The sequence below is a fragment of the Duganella fentianensis genome, assembly GCF_964031615.1.
In the GTDB taxonomy this organism is placed as follows: domain Bacteria; phylum Pseudomonadota; class Gammaproteobacteria; order Burkholderiales; family Burkholderiaceae_D; genus Rugamonas; species Rugamonas fentianensis_A.
In genome coordinates, this window is sequence record NZ_CAXIQN010000019.1 from 124,412 (window position 1) to 145,787 (window position 21,376).

16 protein-coding genes are annotated in these 21,376 nt (G+C 63.8%); 1 reads left to right on the forward strand and 15 read right to left on the reverse strand.

Going from position 1 to position 21,376, the window contains the following annotated elements; translation table 11 throughout:
• Positions 1-2: 2 nt before the first annotated feature.
• From ABNT42_RS13270 to ABNT42_RS13340, 15 genes are all read right to left on the reverse strand, one after another.
• Positions 3-929, reverse strand: a complete 927-nt coding sequence (locus ABNT42_RS13270; RefSeq protein ID WP_348697653.1) for a diguanylate cyclase — start codon at positions 927-929, stop codon at positions 3-5.
• Positions 926-5,452 carry a PAS domain-containing protein gene (locus ABNT42_RS13275; protein WP_348697656.1) on the reverse strand — a complete coding sequence of 1,509 codons (4,527 nt, stop codon included), beginning with the start codon at positions 5,450-5,452 and terminating at the stop codon, positions 926-928. The genes ABNT42_RS13270 and ABNT42_RS13275 overlap by 4 nt, the downstream gene beginning before the upstream one ends.
• Positions 5,453-5,652: 200 nt before the next feature.
• Positions 5,653-6,216: a prepilin-type N-terminal cleavage/methylation domain-containing protein gene (locus ABNT42_RS13280; RefSeq protein WP_348697658.1), complete on the reverse strand. Its 564-nt coding sequence runs from the start codon at positions 6,214-6,216 to the stop codon at positions 5,653-5,655.
• A gap of 54 nt (positions 6,217-6,270) precedes the next feature.
• The gene (locus tag ABNT42_RS13285; protein WP_348697659.1) at positions 6,271-6,993 is read right to left on the reverse strand and encodes a hypothetical protein; all 723 of its coding nucleotides are present in this window, start codon (positions 6,991-6,993) and stop codon (positions 6,271-6,273) included.
• 19 nt (positions 6,994-7,012) lie between these two features.
• A complete protein-coding gene (locus ABNT42_RS13290) occupies positions 7,013-7,828 on the reverse strand; it encodes an ABC transporter permease (protein ID WP_348697661.1) in 816 nt (271 codons plus the stop codon).
• Positions 7,771-8,478: a prepilin-type N-terminal cleavage/methylation domain-containing protein gene (locus ABNT42_RS13295; RefSeq protein WP_348697663.1), complete on the reverse strand. Its 708-nt coding sequence runs from the start codon at positions 8,476-8,478 to the stop codon at positions 7,771-7,773. Before ABNT42_RS13295 ends, ABNT42_RS13290 begins: the two co-directional genes overlap by 58 nt.
• Positions 8,468-9,058, reverse strand: coding sequence for a hypothetical protein (locus ABNT42_RS13300; protein ID WP_348697665.1), 591 nt, complete (start codon positions 9,056-9,058; stop codon positions 8,468-8,470). The genes ABNT42_RS13295 and ABNT42_RS13300 overlap by 11 nt, the downstream gene beginning before the upstream one ends.
• Positions 9,055-9,762, reverse strand: a complete 708-nt coding sequence (locus tag ABNT42_RS13305; RefSeq protein ID WP_348697667.1) for a hypothetical protein — start codon at positions 9,760-9,762, stop codon at positions 9,055-9,057. The genes ABNT42_RS13300 and ABNT42_RS13305 overlap by 4 nt, the downstream gene beginning before the upstream one ends.
• A complete protein-coding gene (locus ABNT42_RS13310) occupies positions 9,759-11,330 on the reverse strand; it encodes a hypothetical protein (RefSeq protein WP_348697668.1) in 1,572 nt (523 codons plus the stop codon). The genes ABNT42_RS13305 and ABNT42_RS13310 overlap by 4 nt, the downstream gene beginning before the upstream one ends.
• 12 nt (positions 11,331-11,342) lie before the next feature.
• Positions 11,343-12,545, reverse strand: a complete 1,203-nt coding sequence (locus ABNT42_RS13315) for a type II secretion system F family protein (protein ID WP_348697670.1) — start codon at positions 12,543-12,545, stop codon at positions 11,343-11,345.
• Positions 12,542-14,248 (reverse strand): ATPase, T2SS/T4P/T4SS family, encoded by a 1,707-nt coding sequence (locus ABNT42_RS13320; protein WP_348697672.1) that lies wholly within the window; start codon positions 14,246-14,248, stop codon positions 12,542-12,544. The genes ABNT42_RS13315 and ABNT42_RS13320 overlap by 4 nt, the downstream gene beginning before the upstream one ends.
• A gap of 10 nt (positions 14,249-14,258) precedes the next feature.
• Positions 14,259-15,944, reverse strand: a complete 1,686-nt coding sequence (locus tag ABNT42_RS13325; RefSeq protein ID WP_348697674.1) for a tetratricopeptide repeat protein — start codon at positions 15,942-15,944, stop codon at positions 14,259-14,261.
• Between the two features lie 3 nt (positions 15,945-15,947).
• Positions 15,948-17,792, reverse strand: coding sequence for a pilus (MSHA type) biogenesis protein MshL (mshL, locus tag ABNT42_RS13330; RefSeq protein ID WP_348697676.1), 1,845 nt, complete (start codon positions 17,790-17,792; stop codon positions 15,948-15,950).
• Positions 17,793-17,855: 63 nt separating this feature from the next.
• Positions 17,856-18,770: an AAA family ATPase gene (locus ABNT42_RS13335; RefSeq protein ID WP_348697677.1), complete on the reverse strand. Its 915-nt coding sequence runs from the start codon at positions 18,768-18,770 to the stop codon at positions 17,856-17,858.
• Between the two features lie 8 nt (positions 18,771-18,778).
• Entirely contained in the window at positions 18,779-19,495 is a 717-nt protein-coding gene (locus ABNT42_RS13340; protein WP_348697678.1) for an ATP-binding cassette domain-containing protein, read from the reverse strand.
• Positions 19,496-19,669: 174 nt separating this feature from the next.
• Here ABNT42_RS13340 and ABNT42_RS13345 point away from each other — a divergent pair, with 174 nt between their 5' ends.
• Entirely contained in the window at positions 19,670-21,376 is a 1,707-nt protein-coding gene (locus ABNT42_RS13345; RefSeq protein ID WP_348697680.1) for a GspE/PulE family protein, read from the forward strand.

Genomic DNA, 21,376 nt, shown 5'->3' on the forward strand with positions numbered 1-21,376 from the left:
GGCTAGCCCGCTGCGGCCACGCAGACGCGGTCGCGGCCGATCTGTTTGGCGCGGTATAGCTGCTGGTCGGCTTGCCGGATCAGGGCGTGGCTGTCGCTGGCCTCGAACGGCGGCAGCATGGTGTGTACGCCCAGACTGGCCGTGACATAGGGCGAAGTAGGCGAACCGGCGTGGGGGATTCTCAGCTGGCGGATGGTATCGAGTACGCGCTGGGCTACCACGGCAGCGCCGGCCGCCGCTTCCTGCGGTAACAGCAGCACGAACTCCTCGCCGCCATAGCGCGCCAGCATATCCTGCGGCCGTGCCGCGCAGGCCGACATGGCGGCGCCCACTTGCTGCAGGCAGACATCGCCGGCCTGATGGCCGTAGTGGTCGTTATACAGTTTGAAGTGGTCGATATCGATCATGATCAACGACAGGGGCAGGCCGGCACGGGCGCAGCGGCGCCATTCCGCTTCCAGCGTGTGATTGAAGCTGCGCCGGTTGGCCACGCCGGTCAGGCTGTCGGTGCGGCTCAGTTCGCGCATGGCGTCGGCCTGACGCTTGATGGTCAGCTGGCTGCGTACCCGTGCCCGCACCACCGCCACATTGAACGGTTTGCTGATGAAGTCCACCGCACCGGCTTCCAGTGCGCGGGTTTCGTCTTCTGGCTGGGTCAGCGCGGTGACGAAAATGACGGGGATATCCTGCAGGGCGGGGTTGGCGCGCAACGCGGCGCAGACCTGATAACCGTCCATGCCGGGCATGACGGCGTCCAGCAGTATCAGATCGGGCTGCTGGCTCTGGGCCATGTCCAGCGCACGCGCACCGTCCAGTGCAAACAGCACCTCGTGTTCGTCACGCAGGGCATGATGCAGGATCTGGATATTTTCCATGGCGTCATCGACTACCAGTATCCGTCCATTCCAGGCCAGATTGGTCCAACTCATGCACTGCCCTTTCGCTGCAGGTGTTCTTCAAGTAAGCGCGCGGCGCTGGTGAAGTCCAGGCGCTGTGCGGCTTCCGCCATTCCGGCCGGCAGATCGGCCGCGACCACGGCAGCTGGTAGCTGCGCCAGCACTTCAAGTGCTTTCATGTTGTTATTCTGAAGTAAAGTTTGCAGCTGCGCCAGTGTTTGCCGTAGCGACTGCCCTTCCGGCAAGGGGTGGGTTGCAGTTTTCCCCATATCTGTACTGGACAAATCAGGGATGGCCTGCACCAGCCGCTGCACCGCCGTGTCCAGTTGCGCCAGCAGGACGGTCACGCTTTGCAGCTCGCCCCCTTGATGCAGCACGGCTTCCACGCTGGCGCAGCAGGCGGCAATTTCCACGCCGCCCAGATTGGCGGCGATGCCACGCAGGCGGTGCAACTGGCGCGCCAGCAGCTCAGGTTCGACGTTTTGCTGTGCCAGCAGTTGCTGCATCTGGCTGGCGCTGGCCGCATGTTCGATCTTGAAACGCTGCAGCAGGTTCCACAATAGCTGTGTCTCGCCACCCAGCCGTGTCAATGCGCTATGGCTATCCAGTCCCGCTTCCTGCAGAGCCGCCAGCCAGCGCGGCTGTGCAGCGCCTTCAGCGGCACTGGTAGCCTGGTCGGAGGCAGTCGCCGTGTGATCACGGGTGGGCACCAGCTGTAGCAGTACAGCGATCAGCTGTTCCACATCGATGGGCTTGGCGACATGGGCCGACATGCCGGCATCGCTGGCACGGCGGCGGTCTTCTGCCATGACATTGGCCGTCATGGCGACGATGGGCAGGCTGGCCAGCGTACCGCCCAGTGCGCGGATGGCGCGGGTGGCATCGTAGCCGTTCATCACCGGCATCTGCACATCCATCAGCACCAGATCAAAGCGCTCGGGCGTAGTGCGCAGCAGTTCCAGTGCCAGCAGGCCATTTTCCACCGTGTCGACCTGCGCGCCGGCGTGCTGCAGGATGTACAGCGCCACTTCCTGGTTGATTTCATTGTCTTCCACCAGCAGGATGCGCATGCCCAGCAAACGTCCCTGTAATGGTGCATGCGCCGCCAGCACCAGCCCGGGGGCGGAGGCGGCGGACGGTGCCAGTATCTGTTCGACCTGTTCGCGTAGCTGCGCCGGCGTGGCGGGCTTGGCCAGCAGACCGGCTACCGGATGGCGCGGGTGCTGGCCAGTCTGACGTGCCGCCAGCTGTTCGCCTGCCATCAGCAGCAGCGGTGGCCAGCGCCGGCTGGCTGCCTTGGGGCAGGCATGCAGTTCGCTCAGCAGGGCGGCGCCGAGAATCATGACGTCCGGCGCCGGCGCCTGATCAATGCGGGCCGCGGCAGCGTCCAGATTGGCGACACTGTCGGCTAGCCAGCCCAGTTGCTGGCAGCAGTGCTGCAGCACGGCGCGCACGGTAGGGTTGGGATCGACCAGCAGCACGCGCCAGGGCGGGCTGGCCGGGACTGGCACAGGTGCCGCTTCCAGTGCCTGTAGCGGACAGCGGAACTGGAATTCGGAGCCGATGCCCGGCTCGCTGTGCAGGCTGATGCTGCCGCCCATGAGCTCGGCCAGTTGGCGGCAGATGGCCAGTCCCAGCCCCGTGCCGCCGAAGCGCCGGCTGGTACTGCTGTCGGCCTGCACGAAAGCATCGAATATATGCGCCTGCTGGGTGGTGGGGATGCCGATGCCGGTATCGCGTACACGGAATTCCAGCCAGAGCTGGGCGTCCGGCTGACCTTGCTGCAGGCTCTGGCGGATCTGTAGCACCACTTCGCCCTGCTCGGTGAATTTGATGGCATTGCTGAGCAGGTTGAGCAGAATCTGCTGCAGCCGCATCGGGTCGCCCAGCAATGTCAGGGGCAGCTGCGGATCGATGTCGTACACCAGTTCTATGCCTTTGTCGCTGGCGCTGCCGCTGACCAGCACGCTGATACTGGCCAGCAGATGTTCGAGCCGGAACGGAGTCTGCTCCAGCGTCAGCTGGCCCGCTTCCACGCGGGAAAAGTCCAGCACATCGTTGACCAGCCCCAGCAGCGACTGCGTGGCCAGCTGGATCTTGTCCAGATAGCCCCGTTCGCGCTGCGCCAGCTGGGCTTCTTCCATCAGCCGCGCCAGACCGATGATGGCATTCATCGGGGTACGGATTTCATGGCTCATATTGGCCAGGAATTCACTCTTGGCATGGCTGGCCGCTTCGGCCCGGTCACGTGCCGTGATCAGTTCTTCGTTGAGCCGCTGCAGATCGAGTTCGGATTCCTTCAGTGCCGTCACATCGGATACCAGCACCACCAGCCCGCGCACCTGTCCCGTCGGGGTCAGGTCGGGGAAGTAGTTGACCCAGATGTGCTGGTCGCGCCCCTGTACATCGGACACCATGCCGCCAAAGCTCTGCGCCGTGCCGGCCATGGCGGCATCGAGATAGCGGCTGTGCCGTGCCACGTGGCTGGCGCCCAGCAGATCGGTCATGGAGCGGCCCAGCACTTCGGCGGAACTGCGCCCCAGCCAGTCCAGCAGATAGCGGTTGGCAAAGCGGCAGCGTAATCCCGTATCCCAGTAAGCCACCATACCGGGCAGGTTATCGGTGACGGTGCGGATGAACTGCTCGCGTTCGGCTAGCTGGTTGAGGCTGGCCGTGAGCGCTTCGCGCGCCTGCTTGCGTTCGGTGATATCGATCGAGATGCCCAGTACGTGGGTGGCGATGCCCCGTTCGTCGCGCAGCGCCACTTTCCGGGTGGTCAGGTAACGGGTCTGGCCGGCACTGTTGCGCAGCGGTTCTTCGGCAATTTCCACTACCGTGTCGGCCGGTGCGGCCAGCAGCTGGCGATCGGTGGCGGCGAATTCGGCTGCCGCCGCCGGCGAGACGAAGTCGGCATCGCTCAGGCCGATCAGCTCGTCGCCATCGGCGCGTTCGTACAGCTGGGCGCCATAGCGGTTGAACATGGCATAGCGCAGATCGGGCAGGCGCTTGAGGAAGATCATGGCCGGCATATTGTCTACCACCGAGCGTAGCAGCTGGCGTGACTGGCGCAGTTCCGCCTCGGTGCGCTTCTGTTCCGTTACATCCAGCATCAGGCCGGTAATGCCGACGATGCGGCCATCGCTGCCGAACTGGGGGTAGTAGCTGATCACCCAGTGGCGCAACTGGTCCGGCGACGTTTCCGGGTGCCCGGAGCGGGGCAGGTTGACCAGCGGCTGGCCGCTTTCCAGCACGATCTGGTAGTCGGCCAGCACTTCGCGCCGCAGATCGGGGTCGGCAATCATGTCGGCCACATGGCGCCCCAGATGGGCCACCACGGGCTGGCGGTTGAGCGCAGCAAGGAATTCGTTCAGGCGCACATAGCGCAGCTCCGCATCGACGTAGCTGAGACCGACGGGGGCCGTAGCGTACAGTGTTTCGAGCTGGGTACGGTTTTTTTCCAGCTGGGCGGTCCGTTCGGCCACCTGCGACTCCAGCCGCGCCTGATGGCGCCGCAGATTGCCCTGCAGCGCCTGAATGGCCTGAGCGATCTGGCCGGCCTCGCGGAAGCCCATGCCGCCCAGCCCGAAAGGCTGGCCCGCGGCTAGCGACTGGGCGGCGTCGCGCAGCGTCTGCATGCTGCGGCCCAGCCGGTTGCTCCAACCCAATGCCAGTCCGCTGACTGCCAGCAGGATCAAGCCTGCACCCGTGCCCAGCGCGGCCAGATCTGCCAGCAAGCCGCTGGCGGGCAGCTGCTGTGGCGTGGCCAGTGCCACGCTGGTCAGGCTGTGCGGCGCGTGGCTGATCGCTACCAGATAGCTGCTGTGGGTGCTGGTGGTGGCGCTGGCCACGCCGTCGCGGCGCTCGTGCAACTGGCTGCGCAGGCTGGCCTCGCTGGACTGGTTCCAGATCAGGCGTGCCGTGCCGCCCGCAGCCAGCAGATTGCCGTCGGCGTCGTACAGACTGACATGCTGCTCCGGCGCCAGCTGCTGCGCGCGCAGCAGTTTGCCTAGCCAGTCTGGCTGGAAGATGGCGCTCAGTACATAGCGTGGTGTCGCGCTGCCGGGCACGGCCAGATCGACCGTCAGCAGCGTGCTACCCTGCAGGTGGATGGTCGAAACCCGCTGGGTGGCACCGGCGAACAGGGGCGCCAGCCGGTGCAGCGTGGCTTCCGGACTGATGCTGGCGGGCAGCGGCATGCCCAGCTGGAGCACGATCCGGCCCGAACGGTCCTGCACCAGTAACTGGCTGATCGTGCTGCCCGTGCCCAGCAGCTGCGCGGCATGGCTACTGATGGCCGCCAGATCATCCTGTTGCAGGGCGGGGTGGATGCTGAGTGCGCTTAGCAACTGGCGCGCCTGCTGCACATCGCTTTCGATGGCGTATTCCAGCAGGCGGGCGCTCAGCTGGCTCTGTTCGGTCAGGGTGCTGTGCTGGTAGCGCTGGTAGCGGCTGGCCAGTAGCCCCAGTGCCAGCACGGCAGGAAGCAGGCACAGCAGAACCAGCACGAGTAGCTGGCTGCGCAGAGTATGTGAGCGACGGTATTGAGTTTCTTGCAAGCCTGACCCCGGACGGCAATCTGAGTGTAATGCCCTTGGATAGTAGCCGAGCTCGTGCGTTTCAGAAAGATATTTTGTTGTACAGCCAGTGTTTGCCAGTGGCTAGCGCTACGGGAACAGCGCTAGCCCGGTTCGCTGCTCATCACCGCCGTGGGAGTGGCGGCCAGCGCGGTAGCCAGAGCTTGAAAGCGGGCGGTGGCTTAGAAGAACACGGCGGTACGCTGGATCACGCTGCCATTGTTGGTGTAAGGGCCGCTGGCACGTACCGAGCCGGTGTTGTATTTGCCGTCATCAAGTTTGCTGTCGACCTGCTCGGCAAAGCTGTCCGGCAGGTTGTCGAGCCGCACGCCATTGCCGCCGCGGCCAGCCACCACATCGTTGTAGATGTAGACGGCGCCGCCCTGTGCGCTGGTCATGAAATCGGTGCTGCCGTTGAACGAGCCCGTAATGAAGCCGGACAGGGCCAGATGCTGGGGCGCCAGCTGGTATTCGTCGATCTGGCCGTCACCATTGCCATTGCCGGTGGCGCCCGGTGCATGGGTGGTGCCGCGCACATCGTCACCGGGCAGGGCATGGAATTTATCCTGATAGGCATTCACGGCAGCGGTCAGCGAGCTGGCCTGCTGGACGATGTTCTTGACGCGCGCGCTATCGATCAGGCTCTGGCCTTTTAGCACGCCGCCCAGCAACAGGCCGATGATGACCAGCACAATGGCGATTTCGACCAGCGTAAAGCCGCGGGAACGGTGGGAAAAAGTGCGCATGGGATTCCTTTCTGCTAGATCTCGTTATCTTACCGCAAGCCTAGGGGCTAGTGTCTACTGTTGTGCCGGCGCCAGCTGTTCCAGCCGGTGTGCCAGAAAAGCCAGTTCGTGCGGATCGCTGATCTGGCCGCTGGCCAGCAGGGCGCCGATCAGGGTACGGGCGCTCTCCGCTTCGCCCATGTCGGCGGCGATGAAAATCTCCAGCTCGCGCGCCCATAGGGGCAGGGCGCTAGCACCGCTCTGGGTACGCAAGGCTTGCGCATACTGGCGCGCCAGCGCCATATCGTTGAGCTGGTGGCGCGCCACGAGGGCTGCATGGGCCAGCCATGGCCAGCGCCGTGCCGGATCTTCGCGATAGCGCCGGTAGACCAGATCGAGCATCAGGCGGGCCCGCTGCGGATCGCTGACGGCGGCGTAGACTTCGCTGGCGGCCAGCAGCGGATACTGGGCCTGGGGATCGAGCGCGAGAATACTGTCGAGCCAGTCGCGCAGGCGGGTGTAGTCGAGTGTGCGGAAAGCCAGACTGAGGCCGGCCTGTTCGTCATGGCTCTGCACATACAGCATGCTGACTTTGGCCAGTGCCTGCGGCTCGCCCAGACTGGCCAGCCGGAGCAGCGCCAGCGCGGGCACGGCGGGCAGGTCGGCGGCGCGGGCCTGCGGCGCGGGCTGCAGAGTTTGCCACAGCATGTGCAGTGCCAGCGCGGCCGGCAAGGCCAGGCGCAGCCAGCGTGGCACGACGTGGTGTGGCAGGTGGGTGGTGGCAGCGGTGGCGGGCATGGCAGGGGCGCGGCGCCAGCTAGACGGCTTTGCGGTACAGATCGTACAGGGCGGCCAGCACCAGCAGCAGCAGGAACAGCGCCGTCTGCGTCAGCAGGCCGGCTAAGTCGGACAGGCCGGCCTGCTGGGAGACCAGCCAGTCGCTACTGCTGTGGCGGTCGAAGTGGGGCAGCAGTGTGGCCAGCAGGTCGAACACCCTGCTGGCAGCGTCGCCGTGGCTGCCATCGGGCCGGCTGCCGCGCGCCAGCAGCTGTAGCGTACCGATGCTGCGCGCCAGTAGATAAAAACCGCAGCAGGCAGCGAGCGCGGCCGGCATCTGTTGCAGGCTGACCATGCACAGCACGGCGAAGGCCAGCATGATCCAGCATTCGCACAGCAGGGCTAGCGCCCACATGGCGGCCTGCAGCGGTGGCGCATAGTAGCAAGCCAGTGAACCGAATAGCAGTGCCGGCAGGACGGCCAGCAGACCGTAGCCGAGCAACTTGCCGAGCAGATAGGTGGCGCGGGGGAAGGCCAGAGCCAGCAGCAGTTGCTGGCCTTTGTCGGCCGTTTCGCGGGCCATGCTGCCGATCACGAAGGTAGTCAGCAGAAATACGCTGGCCACACGCAGCAGGCTGGCCAGCACGGTGATCTGGAGTTGCCGGCTTTCTGTCAGTGCCATGGCATCCAGCAGGCTGCTTAGACCGATGGCGCCCAGCGTCAGCGCCAGCAACAGCCATAGCCAGCGGCTACGCACGGCTTCCAGTACGGTGTAGCGGGCAATCGTCAGGCTGGCCATCATGGCAGACGTTGTGCCGCCACCATACGGTTGTACAGGATGTTGGGCGAGATCCACAGTACTATGTCGTCGAAGGTGCCGCCGCTGGCACGGGGATCGTCGCTAGGGTCGCGGCTGATCAGCGCAGTGCCACTCTGCAGATTGAGTTTTTCGTCCTCATTGCCGCTGCCCAGATCGGCCAGACGGGTGTTCTGGTCGCTATAGGCGCCATAGCCGTTTTTGCCGAAGGAGATCAGCACGGCCGGAATGTCGCGGCTTTCCGTCAGCGGCTGCAGGCGGCCGCTGTCATCACGCGTGGCGATGCTGATGTCGCGCGGGGTTTTCAGGGTGAACAGCACCACGCTGTCGCTGAAGGCCGGCGTGACGCTGTAGGCCAGGATGCGGTTCCAGCCGTCCAGCCGGCCCACGCCCAGCGTGGCCCATGGCAGCAGACCGTAGCGCTTGTTGCAGGCACTACCGGTGCGGTCTTCCAGTCCATTGCTGGCGGAAATGGCCGGACAGGGCAGATAGCCGTTGCGCAGGGCGAAGCCGAACAGCGCTTCGCGCGCCTCTTCCATGGCCAGCCGCGTATCGGTGGTTTTTTTCTGCTCGAGCTGGGAACTCAGCGGCGCGATCATGCCGCCGATCAGCAGGCCGACGATCAGCAGGACGATGGCGATTTCCACCAGCGTGAAGCCATGCTGGCGGGGCAGGTAGTTACGGTTCATTGACATCTTTCACCCGTGCCGCATCCAGATCATAGCGCTGGCCCGGTTTGAGTATCAGCCGCTGGCCCGAAGGCAGGGTAATGCTGACGGCAGCATTGCTGCGGTTACTGAAGCGGTTCTGGCCATCGTTCTGGGCGACATTGTTCAGCCATACAGTACTGCGGCCGGAGCTGCTGCGCAGCACACCGCCCATGACCAGTGCGTTAGGCGCGCTGGGCGCGGCTGCCGCTGGCGTGCCGGCCGTGCCGGCCAAAGGCTGGTTGGGGTCAGGTGGCACGGGCTGCACGCCTGCTTCCGGCATCGCCACGGCCGTTGGGCCCGTGGCGGCGCCGCGCTGGGCTTCCATGGTTTCGCGCTCGGCTGGCGTGGCAAACAGGCGGCCCAGCGGCTGGGCCTGTGCGGCTGGCGCCAGCGTCAGCAAACCTGCCAGTAGGGACAGGACGGCTAGGACGGCCAATGCAGCCGATAAAGGGGCCGGAAATTGGGCCGGTAATAGCGCCGGTAATAGGGCCGGAGATAGCGCCGGCGCGGCGTGCTGCACACGGGCAGCACCGCGTGGAGCGAGGCTGGGCAGGTTCATGGGCGCTCCTTGTTGGCGCTGGCGAGGGCAGCGCCGCTAGCGCTCGCCGGCTTGGGTGGTATGCCCAGCGTGACCCAGTTCAGGGTGCAATCGGCGCCCAGCGTGGGACCGCCTTGCGCACCGACCGCCCGGCCCAGCCGTTTGATATTGCAGTCCTGGGTGGCAAAGAAGCTGCGCTGGTGCAGATCGGCGAGGAAGTTAAACAGGTCCATTTCGTGCAGCAGATCCATGTGCAAGTGCATGCGGCTGCCCTGCAACTGGTAGTCGCCCAGATCGAGTGCTGCCACCAGTTGCACGCTCTGCTGCGGCTCGATTTCATAGCTGAGCGGCAGCAGCCGGCGCTGCTCCTGTACCTGACGGATGGCGTCAACCCACTCGATACGTTTCTCGGCACCGATCAGCCCCCGTGCGCGCAGTTCGATATAGCGTGGCTGGAAGTTACGGATGTCGCGCTTTTCATTATCTACGTGGGCATAGCGCGTGTAGGCTGCGTCGCGTGTGCGCTGGGCCAGTTGCAGGCGGTCTTCGGCTGTGCTGAGGCGCCAGTGGCTGAGCTGCAAAGCACTCAGGCTCAGCACCAGACAGGCCAGCGCCGTCAGCACTGCCGTACGGATACGGCCGAATTCGGCCAGCCAGTACGGCAGCGGCAGGGTGCGGGTGGCCGGCTTGCGGGCGCCGGCATTCTGGTTGGCGAGGCTGCTCATGGTTTCCACACCAGTATAAGGGAGAAGTGCGGATGCACGTCCTCGCTGACCGGCCCTGCCTTGGCGCTCAGTTTGACGGAGGAGCGGGTATCCAGCGGCGGTTTGTCGATGGCGACCGTCAGGCGCGGATTGCTGGCCAGATGCTGGGCAAAGCGGTTCATGGTATCGACAGCGGCACGATAGTCGTCCTGATCGCCGAGTATTTCCGCTTCCAGCAGCAGGCTCTGGGCCGGCTTGGTGGGGATGCCCAGCAGGGTAGATGGTATCGGCGCAGCTTGCCGGCCTTCGCCCTGAGCGGGGGCAGCAGCGGGCTGGCCGTCGGCCGGATTGGCTTTCCAGTCCAGTTGCAGCAGACGGATCTGTGGCGCCTGATCGAGCGCCGCACTGACCATGCTGACCATGTCCAGCGGGGTAGGAGCCTGCGTGCCCAGCATGCGCTCCACATTCACGGCAGCACGCATATTGGCGGTGCTGGTCACGCTAGGCGGCATGGCCGCCATCACGCTGCGGTAGCGCTGGTCGTAACTGGCCGCTTCCGCCATCAGATGGGCGCTATCCTGCTGCGCCTCGCGGGCCTGCCACAGGTTGGCCCCCATCCACAGCAGACTGGTGGTGCCCAGCACGGCACTGCCCCAGTACAGTACGCGACGGATGCGCCACAGTTTGTAGTGGCGTCGGGCGCTGCCGAGCGGATACTGGGGCGCCTGATGCTGGCGTGCCAGCAGGGCCAGCAACATCGGGTCGGCTAACTGGGCAGCCAGCTCGTTGACGCGCAGTTCCTCGCTGCGCAAGCCCAGTTTGGTGGCGACATGGCGCAGCGACAGGAAGCGGAACGAGGTTTCTGGGCCATCTTCGCACTGGCTTTCCAGCACTGGCGTACTGGCCACGGGGGCCACCACTACGGCGTGCAGGACATTGCCGCGTCCCATCAGGCGTACGCTGGTCAGGAACTGCTGGGTCTTGGCGGTTTCTGCGCCCAGATTGATAGGCTGGCCATCGCGATTGATGGCGGCGGTCAGGCGGGAAAATTTCAGCTGGCCGTTCTGGAAATAGCTCTGGCGCCAGCCGCCCGACTGCTGCGTCAGCAACAGCAGATGTTCATCGCGCAGGCCTAGCTTGCGCACCAGCGCCGAGCTCAGCAGGGTGGTCGAGTATAGCCCGGCCAGCGGGATCTGCAACTGGTCGAGCGCGTCTATCCAGGGCTGCACGGTGGCAGGGTTGGTCAGTGCGGCCAGCAGCACCATATCGTCACGGCGGCCGTCGGCCATGCGGCCCTGAATTTCGAAGTAGCGGTAGGGGGTTTCGCGGTATTGCTGCAGCAGCCGGCGCTGCAGCAATTTGCGCCCGCCCATGCCCCCTACATGGGGTACGTTGATGCGCTGGAAGTCTTCCTCCACCAGATCGGCCAGCAGCAGCGCCGGCATGACGGGGGCCGCGTCCAGATAATCCATGAAGCGGGCAATGCCGTCGCCATCGTTGGCGAACACGCTGGCGCCGCTCAGGCGGCCATGCTGCCACTGGTAGGCGGTCAGCTGCTCACTGCTCAGGTAGAAAAGATGTTTGCTCATAGCACGTCAGCCTCAGGTGCGGATCTTGCTGATCGTGTCGTAAATCGGGCCCATCACGGACAGCATGATCCAGCCCACCAGTACGCCCAGTATCACCGTCATGGCCGGTTCTATCATGGACTGTACTTTTTCTATCATTTCCTTGACCTCGCGGTTATAGAAATAGCTGACATTGCGCAGCGCGCCATCGAGTGCGCCGGTGGCTTCGCCCACTTTCAGCATGCGGATCACCAGCGGCGGGAAGATGCCGGTCTGCTGGAAGGCCGCCGTGATACCGTGGCCTTCGGAAATCAGCTGGGCGGCGCGGCGCAGGCCGGCCGCGATCACACGGTTACCGACGATGCCTTCGGACAGGTGGATACATTCGAGGATGGTGATGCCGGACGCATACATCATGGCGAAGAAGGTGGCGAAGCGTGCCAGAATGATTTTATGCAGTACGGGGCCGATCAGCCAGATGCGCAGCTTGAGCCCGTCGGCCCGGAAGCGCGCCGCTTCGCTATGGGCCAGCCACGCGCGGCCACCGAAGAAAGCTGCCAGTGGCAGGCCGATCAGCACATACCAGTAGTTGATAAACAGGTTAGATAGCCAGATCAGCGCTTTGGTGTGCAGCGGCAGGGTGTTACCCATGTTCTTGACGAAGGAGGTCAGCTGGGGCACCAGATAGATCATCAGGAAGAAGGTCACGCCCACCACGAACGTACCGACGGCGGCCGGATACATCACGATCTTCTTGGTCTGCGAAGCCAGTTCGTCCTGCCATTTCAGGCTTTCCGACAGGTTTTTGAACACTTCCGCCAGTTTGCCGCTCTGTTCGCCCGCCGTGATCAGGCTGGTGAAGGTCAGGTCGAACACTTCCGGATAGGCCGCCAGCGCGGCCGACAGTTGCTGGCCCCCTTCGATATTCTCGATCAGGCCCGTGATCATTTCGCGGAAACGGGGATGGTCTATGCTGTCGCGCAGGTCGTTCAGCCCTTCGAGGATGGGCACGCCGGCACCCGTCAACTGCTCCATGTGGAAGCAGAAGTTGATCAGGTCATGCCGGGTGATCAGGCGTTTCAGCGCCACCACCTTGGTGCGCGAAGCGCGGCAGTCGATCAGGTCCAGCCCCATGCGGTGCAGGCGCAGTTCCAGATCAGGCTCGTTGGCAGCGTCCATATTGCCGGGCTGGATATGGCCGGACGCATCCATGGCGCGGTAGTAGAACTGGGTCATCGGCTCAGGCGCTCGGTCAGGTCGACCACGCGGCCGACTTCTTCCAGCGTGGTGATGCCATCGAGGACGCGGCGCAGGCCGTCGTCGATCAGGCTGTGGTAGCCGGCCGCATTGGCGGCATTGCGTAGTTCGCGGGTGGAAGCACGGCGGGCGATCAGTTCATCCAGTGCCGGCGTCATTTTCAGCAGCTCCATGATGGCGATCCGGCCCTTGTAACCCTGATGGGCGCAATGGGGGCAGCCCACCGCGTGGTACAGGGTCTGGGGACCGGCACCTTCGGGCAGGTCGAGCAGGCGGCGTTCCACTTCATCGGCTTCGTGCGGTGCACGGCACTCGGTGCACAACTTGCGCACCAGCCGCTGGGCGACGATGCCGATGATATTGCCGGCCATGATGTCGGGCACGATGCCGATATCGAGCAGGCGCGAAATCGAGCCCACGGCCGAATTGGTGTGCAGGGTGGAATACACCTGATGGCCCGTCATGGCGGCGGCAAACGCCATTTCCGCGGTTTCCTTGTCGCGGATTTCACCCACCAGAATGATGTCCGGGTCCTGCCGCATCATCGAACGTATGCCTTCGGCAAAGCCCATCTTGGCCGACTCGTTGACGGAAGTCTGGCGTATCATATTCATCGGATACTCGACCGGATCCTCCAGCGTCATGATGTTGACGCTTTCCGTATTGATGTGGTTGAGGATGGAGTACAGCGTGGTGGTCTTGCCCGAGCCGGTCGGCCCCGTCACGAGGATCACGCCGTCGGGACGGGCGATCATCAGCTTGAGCAGATCGAGTTCCGCTTCGCCCAGACCCAGACCATCGAGCGGCACGATGCCTTTCTGCCGGTCCAGCACGCGCAGCACGAAGTTCTCGCCATGGGTGGTGGGCTGGGCCGAGGCACGGAAGTCGATCTGGCGACCGGAGAATTTGATCGAGATGCGGCCATCCTGCGGCGCCCGCGTCTCGGCGATGTTCATATTCGAAATCACCTTCAGGCGCACCGCCATGGCCGGCCAGTAGGATTTATGCAGGCTGCGGATCTGGCGCAGGATGCCGTCGATCCGGTAGCGGATGCGCAGGAACGACTGCTCGGGCTCGAAGTGCAGGTCGGAGGCGCCGTTCTGTACCGCATCGGCCAGAATCGCGTCGATCAGGCGTACCATGGGCTGGCTGTATTCGTCCGAAGTGGTGCCCAGACTGGCGTAATTGACTTCGCCCGTTTCGATTTCATGCAGGATGCCGTCGATCGATAGCTCGAAGCCATAGTACTGATCAATGGCGCGATTGATGTCGGACTCGTTGACCAGCACAGGACTGATGGTAATGCCTTTGACCAGCATGGCGCTGATCTGGTCCAGCGCGACGATGTTGCTGGTGTCGGACATGGCCAGGATCAGATTGTCGGTCGCGCGCTCATAGACGATGGGGAATACGCGGTAACGCTTGGCCACTTCCTTGGGAATGAGTTTAAGGGCGATGGCATCGACTACCAGACTGGTCAGGTCGGCGCTCTGCTGGTTGAGATTCTCCGACAGCGCCATGCGCACCGTGGCCTCGGTCACGAAGCCCAGTGTAATCAGCAGCTTGCCCAGCGGTTCGCCGCTGCGTTTCTGTTCGATCAGCGCAATGCGCAACTGATCTTCGCTGATGACCCCTTTCTGGATCAGCAGTTTGCCAAGTGGAAGTTTTGCCTGTTCAGCCATGGTACTCGTTCTAGCGGGCGCTGGCGCCCAGTTCCTGCAGGCGCTTGCGCAGGGCGTTACGGTCGAACGCCGCTGCCGTATCCTGCGCCAGTGCCAGCGCGCGCTGGTAGTAAGTCTGTGCCAGCTTGCCCTGATTCAGTCTATCCAGCCCGATCGCCAGATTGTAGGCATAATCGGGATTGGTCGGGGCGGCGCTATAGGCCTGGAAGTAGGCTTGCTGGGCGTCCTGCCAGCGACCTTGCTGGGCATACAGATTACCCAGTGCAAAATGCACGGGCGCTGCATCGGGATTGTTGGCCAGTATGCCTTTCAGGCGCACCTCGTTCTGGGCCGGATCGCCCTGACGCAGGCCCACCATGCCGGCAATCGCCGCGCCATCACGCGGATCGAGTTCCAGCAAGCGCAGATAGTAGCTGGCCGCTTTGGCCGGCTGCTGCTCGCGGCTGGCTATGCTGGCCAGTGCCAGCAAGGCGTCGTGGTTATTAGCATCCTGCTGCAGCACGGCTTCGTACTGCTGGCGTGCGCCGGCCAGTTCGCCCGTGTTGAGCGCCTGATAGGCGCTCCCCAGCTGGGCCGCCAATGGTTCCGCACGGACCCCGCGCGCAACCCGGATCTCGCTGCTTTCTGGTGCTGCCAGCGGCGGCAGGCTTTGCGGTTGGGGCGCGCTCATCTGGGCCTGCAAGGCTTGCTGGGTGGCAGCCAGTTGCTGTTCGGCCTGCGTCAGACGGCGTTCCAGTTCATCGCGCTGGGCCCCATTTCTTGGCGCAGCAGGCAGCAGGGCGGCGTCTTCCGTCGGCGCGGGCGCATCGGCAGCACGCTGGGGCGCACTGATGACTTGTGCGGGGGTGGCGCCGGTGGCACCCGGTGGCGGCATGGGCACGGGCGGCAGACGGGCGCCGGCACCGGGCGCCATCACGGCTTGCCAGTAGTAATAGCCGAAGCCGGCGACCACCAGTAACAGCAGGCCGATCAGACCGAACAGGCGCAGGCGTTCCGGATCGATGCCCGCATTTTCTGTGCTGGCGGCTGAGGCCGCACGGGCGCGGGCTTTGGCCCGTGCACTTTCCGGTGCTTCGCTACGGGGCGCAGCAGGGGATGGCGCTGATTGTGGCGCGCTGGCATGCGCAGCGCTGGTTTGCTGTGCGGCCGCGTGCGTAGCGCCAGCATGGGGCGCGGCGGCAGGGCGGGGCTGGGTACGCTGCGCCGTCTCGCTGGCCGCTGTCTGGCTGGTGGGTGCGCTGGCTGTTGCAGCCGGGGGCTCAACGGCGGGCATGGCGGCAGGCACAGGTGCCGAGGCCACAGCAGGGTTGGTTGCGGCGGTTGGACTGTGCGCAGCCGCAGGGCTGGCTGCGTCCGCCGGGCTGACCGTGGCTGATGCCGGCGCTGGATCGAGCGACAGGCTCAGGCCCGAATCGCTGGCAGCGGGCGTGGCGCCGGCAGTAGCACTGCTGGCAGGCGCTGCTTCGGCGGCTAGGGCGGCCGGCGTCATCGGCTCCAGACTGAGGCCCGCCATAGGCTCCAGACTCAGGCTGGGTTCCTGTCGCGTGCTGGCCGCGCTCATACCGGGCGGCAGGGCGGGTTCCGGTGTCAGCGCCAGAATTTCATCGAAGGCTTGCGAGGGCTTGTCCAGTTCCTCGCTGCCGGCATTCTGCTGGGCGCGCTCGGCCTTCTTGAGCGCCTGCATCAGTAGGCTCATAATCTAGTTCCCCTTGGCAGCTGCTGCAGTTTCGCCGTAGGCGGCGTTATCAGGCGTACTGCCGGGCAGCATGTAGCGGTAATCCTTGTAGTCGCCATTCACGCTGGCATCTTTTACCACCACGGGACGCATGAAGATGACCAGTTCCGTCTTGCTGGCGTTCTCGTTACGGTAAGAGAACAGATTGCCCAGTACGGGCACGCTGCCCAGACCGGGGATGGCATCCTTGGCATTGTCGACGGAATCCTGCATCAGCCCGCCCATCACGGCGATCTGACCGCTCGATACTTTCATCAGCGATTCCAGTTCGCGCGCCTGGATCACGGGCACCTTGCTGACCACCGTACCCAGTGCCGGATTGGGGTCCTGTACATAGCCGACGATGCGGGTAATGGTGGGGCGCACATTGAGCGTGACTTCGTCGCTTTCCGAAATTTGCGGCGTAACGCTCATGACAAAGCCCACCGGCACGGTTTCCAGCTTGGATTCGTAGGTGGCCGGCGAGGTCGGCGTGCCGTTCACGCCCAGCACGGCCGGGGTGACCTTGATGGAGAAGAACACATTGTTGTCCACCACTTTCAGCAGCGCGGTCTGGTTATTCAGTACGCTGATTTTCGGGCTGGACAGCACTTTTACCTTGCCGAACGATTCCAGCAACTGGATGGTCGAGGCGATATTGCCCAGCCGGCTAGTGGGGTTGGTGTAGTTGAGGACAAACACGCCGGGGCTGGTGCCGGGGTTGATGTTGCTAGGCAGCGAGGCGCTGCCGACCTGACCCTGCGTCAGTTTGAGCCCGCCCTTGGCCAGCGAGGACCAGTTGATCCCCTGCTGGTACTGGTCGCCCAGTCGTACTTCGATGATGGTGGCTTCGATCAGCACCTGACGCTTGGCCGCACCCAGTACGATGTCGAGGAATTCACGGATTTTCTCGTGCTGGCGTGCGGTGGCGCGCACGGCGATCAGGCCGCCTTCGGCATTGACGATGACCGAGGTGGTGTTCTTGCTGCCGGCCTTGCTGGCGCCGAAAGCGGCAGCATCGAAGCCGCTGGCGGCCGGCGCAGCGCCGGGCTGGGCGGGCGTGGCCGCAGCGCCGTTCTGGTTCAGCGCTGCCAGCGGGTCACTGGCGCTGTCGGCCAGATTCGAGCTGCGCAGCATGTCGCGGATATTCTTTTCCAGGCTGTACCAGAAATTATTATCGGAACGGTTGTTGACCACCGTGGTCGAATTATTGCTGCCGTTGCCGTTGGCGCCATTGTTATTGTTGCTGACGGGCGTGGTGTTGCTGCTACCGCTGGCAGTACTGCTGGCGGATGTGGTGGCCGCCACGGGATTGGAAGCGCCGGCACCGCCACCGGTGGTGGAAATCTGCGTCGCGATATTCACGCTGCTGCTGGTGCTGCGCGCGATGTTGACGTAATCGACCTTGTAGTTGCGCCATTCCGGCGTGTCCGGCATGACGCTCAGGGTGCCGCCATGGATTTCGTAGCGCATGTCGACCTGACGCTGTATGCGGCTCAGTAACTGGGGCAGGGTCTGGTCCAGCGCATTCAGCGTGACCACGCCTTCGATGCCCGGATGGATGTCGACATTCAGGCCGGCATCGCGTGCCAGCGCGAACAGCAGCGATTCCACCGGCACCTTGTGCACCGTAACGCTATAGGTCTCGACCTTGGCGCCAGCCGTAGGCGCCGGCAGGGCTGCGCTCTGCTGCACCGGTTCGGGTATCGCTCCGGCAGGACGCGGCGCTTCAGCGATGTGGGTAGGCGACGGTGGCAAGGTATGGCTTGCGCAGGCGCTTAGCAACACGCTGCACACCAGTGGGACGATGGGAGTGGCGAGTTTTTTCATTGTTTCTTTCCGGCCCGGACGGAGTGCACGATATTGTATATTTGCAATATAGACAGCATGATCTTACAAATTGCCCCTTGCCGCAAGGAGAGCGCTTGAAATTGCCCAAATAAGCAGCAGTCCGGCCCCGCCCCAGACCACAGCCTGCCATCTTGGGCGCGCGCGTGGTGTGCGCCGGAAGCCCGCTTCGGCGATGGCCTGACGGGCGTGGCGTGCCTGCACCGTGGCGGCATCGTCCGCATAGGCCGCCAGCAGGGCCTTATCGGCCAGTATATTGATGCGCCGGATGATGCCTTCCGAGGCGCGCCCGATCAGCGCGATAGCCTTGGCGTCGAACAGCGGCGTGCCGTCATGGCCAGCTGCCTGCAGCCGGCAGCGCAGGAATTCGTCCAGCAGTCCGGCTGGCAGGGCGGGCACTTCAAAGCTGTGGGTGATGCGTTCGCGCAACTGACGCATGCTGTTCAGGGCCAGATGCTGGTCCAGTTCCGGCTGGCCGAACAGCACGATCTGCAGCAGTTTGCGCTGTGCCGTCTCCAGATTGGTCAGCAGGCGGATAGCTTCCAGCGTGGCCAGCGGCATGGCCTGGGCTTCTTCGACCAGCAGCAGTACCTGCCGCCCGCGGCTGTGGCGGGCGATCAGATAGGCTTGCATGGCACGCTGGATTTCATCGATGCGCAGGCCGTGGCCAGCCAGTCCCAGTTCGGCGGCGATCGCATATTGCACCTGTTCCGCGTCCAGATTCGGGTTAACCAGATAGATGACATCGACATTGGCCGGCAGTTGCTGTTCCAGCATGCGGCACAGCATGGTCTTGCCCGCGCCCACTTCACCCGTGACCTTGATGATGCCTTCGCCATGGCTGACGGCATACAGCAAGGCTTGCAGGATGTCACCACGGGTATTGCCGGTGTAGAAGAAGGCCGGATTGGGCGTGAGGCCGAAAGGCGATTCGCGCAGGCCGAAGTGGGCTAGGTACATGGTGGCCGCTATTCTATACAGGCAAGGAAGGCTTGCTCTAGGGTCGCCGTGCCATAGCGCTGGCGGCATTCTTCCGGGCTGCCGGTAAAACGGATGCGGCCCGCATGCAGGATGGCCAGCCGGTCGCACAGCAATTCCACGTCGGCCAGATTGTGGGAGGTCAAGAACACGCTGCTGCCGCGCGCGCGCAAGGCGGCCAGTTGCTGGCGCAGCAGGGCGTGGGCACGCGGGTCTAGCCCGCTCATCGGTTCGTCCAGCACGTACAGCGGTTTATGCGCCAGCAGGCAGGCGGCCAGCCCCAGCTTCTGTGTCATGCCTTTGGAATACTGGCGCACCGTCTGTGCCAGCGCGGCCGGCGCCAGATCCAGCGCGGCCAGCATGGCGGCCACCCGATCAGGCTGGTATTCCACGCCCTGCAGGCGCAATAGGTAGCGGATGAACTCGGCGCCAGTCAGGTAGTAGGGCGGAATGAACTGTTCCGGTAGATAGCCCAGCGCCGCACGGCTGGCGGGCTGGCGGTGTGGCTGGCCGAAAATCTCGATGCTGCCGCTATCGGCCACGATGAAGTCCAGCAGGCATTTGATCAGGCTGGTTTTGCCGGCCCCGTTGAGCCCCACCAGCGCCACACATTCGCCCGCCTGCACGCTCAGATCCACGCTGTCCAGCACTGGCGTTGCGCCATAGCGGAGTTGGACTTGCTGGAAACGCAGAGCAGGGAGCGTCATGGGGTGGCGGTCTGGCGTATGGGGTAAGGAGCGTAAAAACGTCCGTCACTGTAGCGCATTCGTACGAAGAATGCGATATCTTGTGACTGTCACGCATGGAAAGCCGCTCAAGCTGTGATTTCTGCCTTAGAATTGCCGCACGTTGATGCGTAGTGCAGAGAGTGAGGATCAGGCATGGCAAGACCAGAGAAAGTACGTCTGGGTGAAATACTGGTGCAGCAGAAGCTGCTCACGGAAGAACAACTGACGGCGGCGCTGGCCGAACAGCAGCGCAGCGGACGTAAGCTGGGCCGCGTGTTTATCGAGAATGGCTATGTCACCGAAGAGCAGATCGCCGGTGCGCTGGCGCGTCAGCTGAGCATTCCCTACCTCAACCTGAAATTCTTCAACGTCAATCCGGAAGTGGTGCGTCTGCTGCCGGAAACCCAGGCACGGCGCTTCCGCACGCTGGTGCTGGAAGACCGCCGCGGCTCGCTGCTGGTGGGCATGTCCGATCCCACCGACCTGTTCGCCTACGACGAAATCAGCCGCATTCTCAAGCAGCCGCTGGAACTGGCCGTGGTCAACGAAACGGAAGTGCTGGCCGCGATCGACCGCATCTACCGCCGCACGGAAGATATTTCCGATCTGGCGCGCGAGCTGGAGCAGGATCTGGGCGATGCTTCGATCGACTTCGGTGCGCTGGCGGCGGCCAATGCCAATCTGGAAGAGGCGCCCGTCGTCAAGCTGCTGCAGTCGGTGTTTGATGATGCGGCACAGGTACGGGCTTCCGATATTCACATCGAACCGCAGGAAGCGCGCTTGCAGATCCGCTTCCGTATCGATGGCGTGCTGCATCTGCAGACCGAGGCCGATATCCGTATTGCACCGGCACTGGCGCTGCGTCTGAAGCTGATGTCCGACCTCGATATTTCGGAAAAGCGCCTGCCGCAGGACGGCCGCTTTGCCGTACGGGTAAAGAATCAGCGCATCGACGTGCGTATTTCCACCATGCCGACCCAGTATGGCGAATCGGTGGTGATGCGTCTGCTCAGTCAGGGCAATACCAACTTGCGGCTCGATAGCATCGGTATGCCGCGCGCCATGGTGGAGAAGTTCCGCGCCATCGTCCAGCGTCCTAACGGGCTGGTGCTGGTGACCGGGCCTACCGGTAGCGGTAAGACCACCACCCTGTATAGCGCGTTGTCCGAACTGAATTCGGTGGAGAAAAAGCTGATTACGGTAGAAGACCCGGTGGAATACCGGCTGCCGGGGATTAATCAGGTGCAGGTCAACGATAAGATCGAACTGAGCTTTGCCCGCGTGCTGCGTTCGGCACTGCGGCAGGACCCCGACATTGTGCTGGTGGGCGAGATGCGCGATCAGGAAACCGCCCAGATCGGCCTGCGCGCCGCCATGACGGGCCACCTGGTGCTGTCTACGCTGCACACCAACGATGCGGCCAGCACCCCGTTGCGGCTGATGGATATGGGCGTGCCGCGCTATATGGTCGGCAGTTCGCTGCAGGCCGTGCTGGCCCAGCGTCTGGTGCGGGTGATCTGTGAAAGCTGCACCACGCCGTACGAACTGACGGCGCCCGAGCGCGAATGGCTGCGCATGGAGCTCAACGATAAAGTCGATATGGCGCGCTATTTCCATGGCAAAGGCTGTTCCCACTGCAATGGCATGGGCTACCGCGGCCGTACCGGCGTGTACGAACTGCTGGAAATGACGCGCGAGGTGGCCGATGCGGCCAATAATCCCGATCCGGCGTATTTCCTCACCAAGGCAGCGGCCCAGATGGGCGGCGAAACGCTGCGCCGCCATGCCGTGTCGCTGGTGATACAGGGTAAGACGACGGTGGCCGAAGCCATGCGCGTCAGCAACCAGAGCGAGGATTGA

Excerpts from the sequence above, each read along its gene's own strand:
- ABNT42_RS13335 (WP_348697677.1), bottom strand. The coding sequence starts at position 18,770 with ATGTACCTAGCCCACTTCGGCCTGCGCGAATCGCCTTTCGGCCTCACG.
- ABNT42_RS13320 (WP_348697672.1), bottom strand. The coding sequence starts at position 14,248 with ATGGCTGAACAGGCAAAACTTCCACTTGGCAAACTGCTGATCCAGAAA.
- ABNT42_RS13295 (WP_348697663.1), bottom strand. The coding sequence starts at position 8,478 with ATGAACCGTAACTACCTGCCCCGCCAGCATGGCTTCACGCTGGTGGAA.
- mshL (WP_348697676.1), bottom strand. The coding sequence starts at position 17,792 with ATGAAAAAACTCGCCACTCCCATCGTCCCACTGGTGTGCAGCGTGTTG.
- ABNT42_RS13285 (WP_348697659.1), bottom strand. The coding sequence starts at position 6,993 with ATGCCCGCCACCGCTGCCACCACCCACCTGCCACACCACGTCGTGCCA.
- ABNT42_RS13305 (WP_348697667.1), bottom strand. The coding sequence starts at position 9,762 with ATGAGCAGCCTCGCCAACCAGAATGCCGGCGCCCGCAAGCCGGCCACC.
- ABNT42_RS13340 (WP_348697678.1), bottom strand. The coding sequence starts at position 19,495 with ATGACGCTCCCTGCTCTGCGTTTCCAGCAAGTCCAACTCCGCTATGGC.
- ABNT42_RS13315 (WP_348697670.1), bottom strand. The coding sequence starts at position 12,545 with ATGACCCAGTTCTACTACCGCGCCATGGATGCGTCCGGCCATATCCAG.
- ABNT42_RS13345 (WP_348697680.1), top strand. The coding sequence starts at position 19,670 with ATGGCAAGACCAGAGAAAGTACGTCTGGGTGAAATACTGGTGCAGCAG.
- ABNT42_RS13310 (WP_348697668.1), bottom strand. The coding sequence starts at position 11,330 with ATGAGCAAACATCTTTTCTACCTGAGCAGTGAGCAGCTGACCGCCTAC.
- ABNT42_RS13280 (WP_348697658.1), bottom strand. The coding sequence starts at position 6,216 with ATGCGCACTTTTTCCCACCGTTCCCGCGGCTTTACGCTGGTCGAAATC.
- ABNT42_RS13300 (WP_348697665.1), bottom strand. The coding sequence starts at position 9,058 with ATGAACCTGCCCAGCCTCGCTCCACGCGGTGCTGCCCGTGTGCAGCAC.
- ABNT42_RS13325 (WP_348697674.1), bottom strand. The coding sequence starts at position 15,944 with ATGAGCCTACTGATGCAGGCGCTCAAGAAGGCCGAGCGCGCCCAGCAG.
- ABNT42_RS13270 (WP_348697653.1), bottom strand. The coding sequence starts at position 929 with ATGAGTTGGACCAATCTGGCCTGGAATGGACGGATACTGGTAGTCGAT.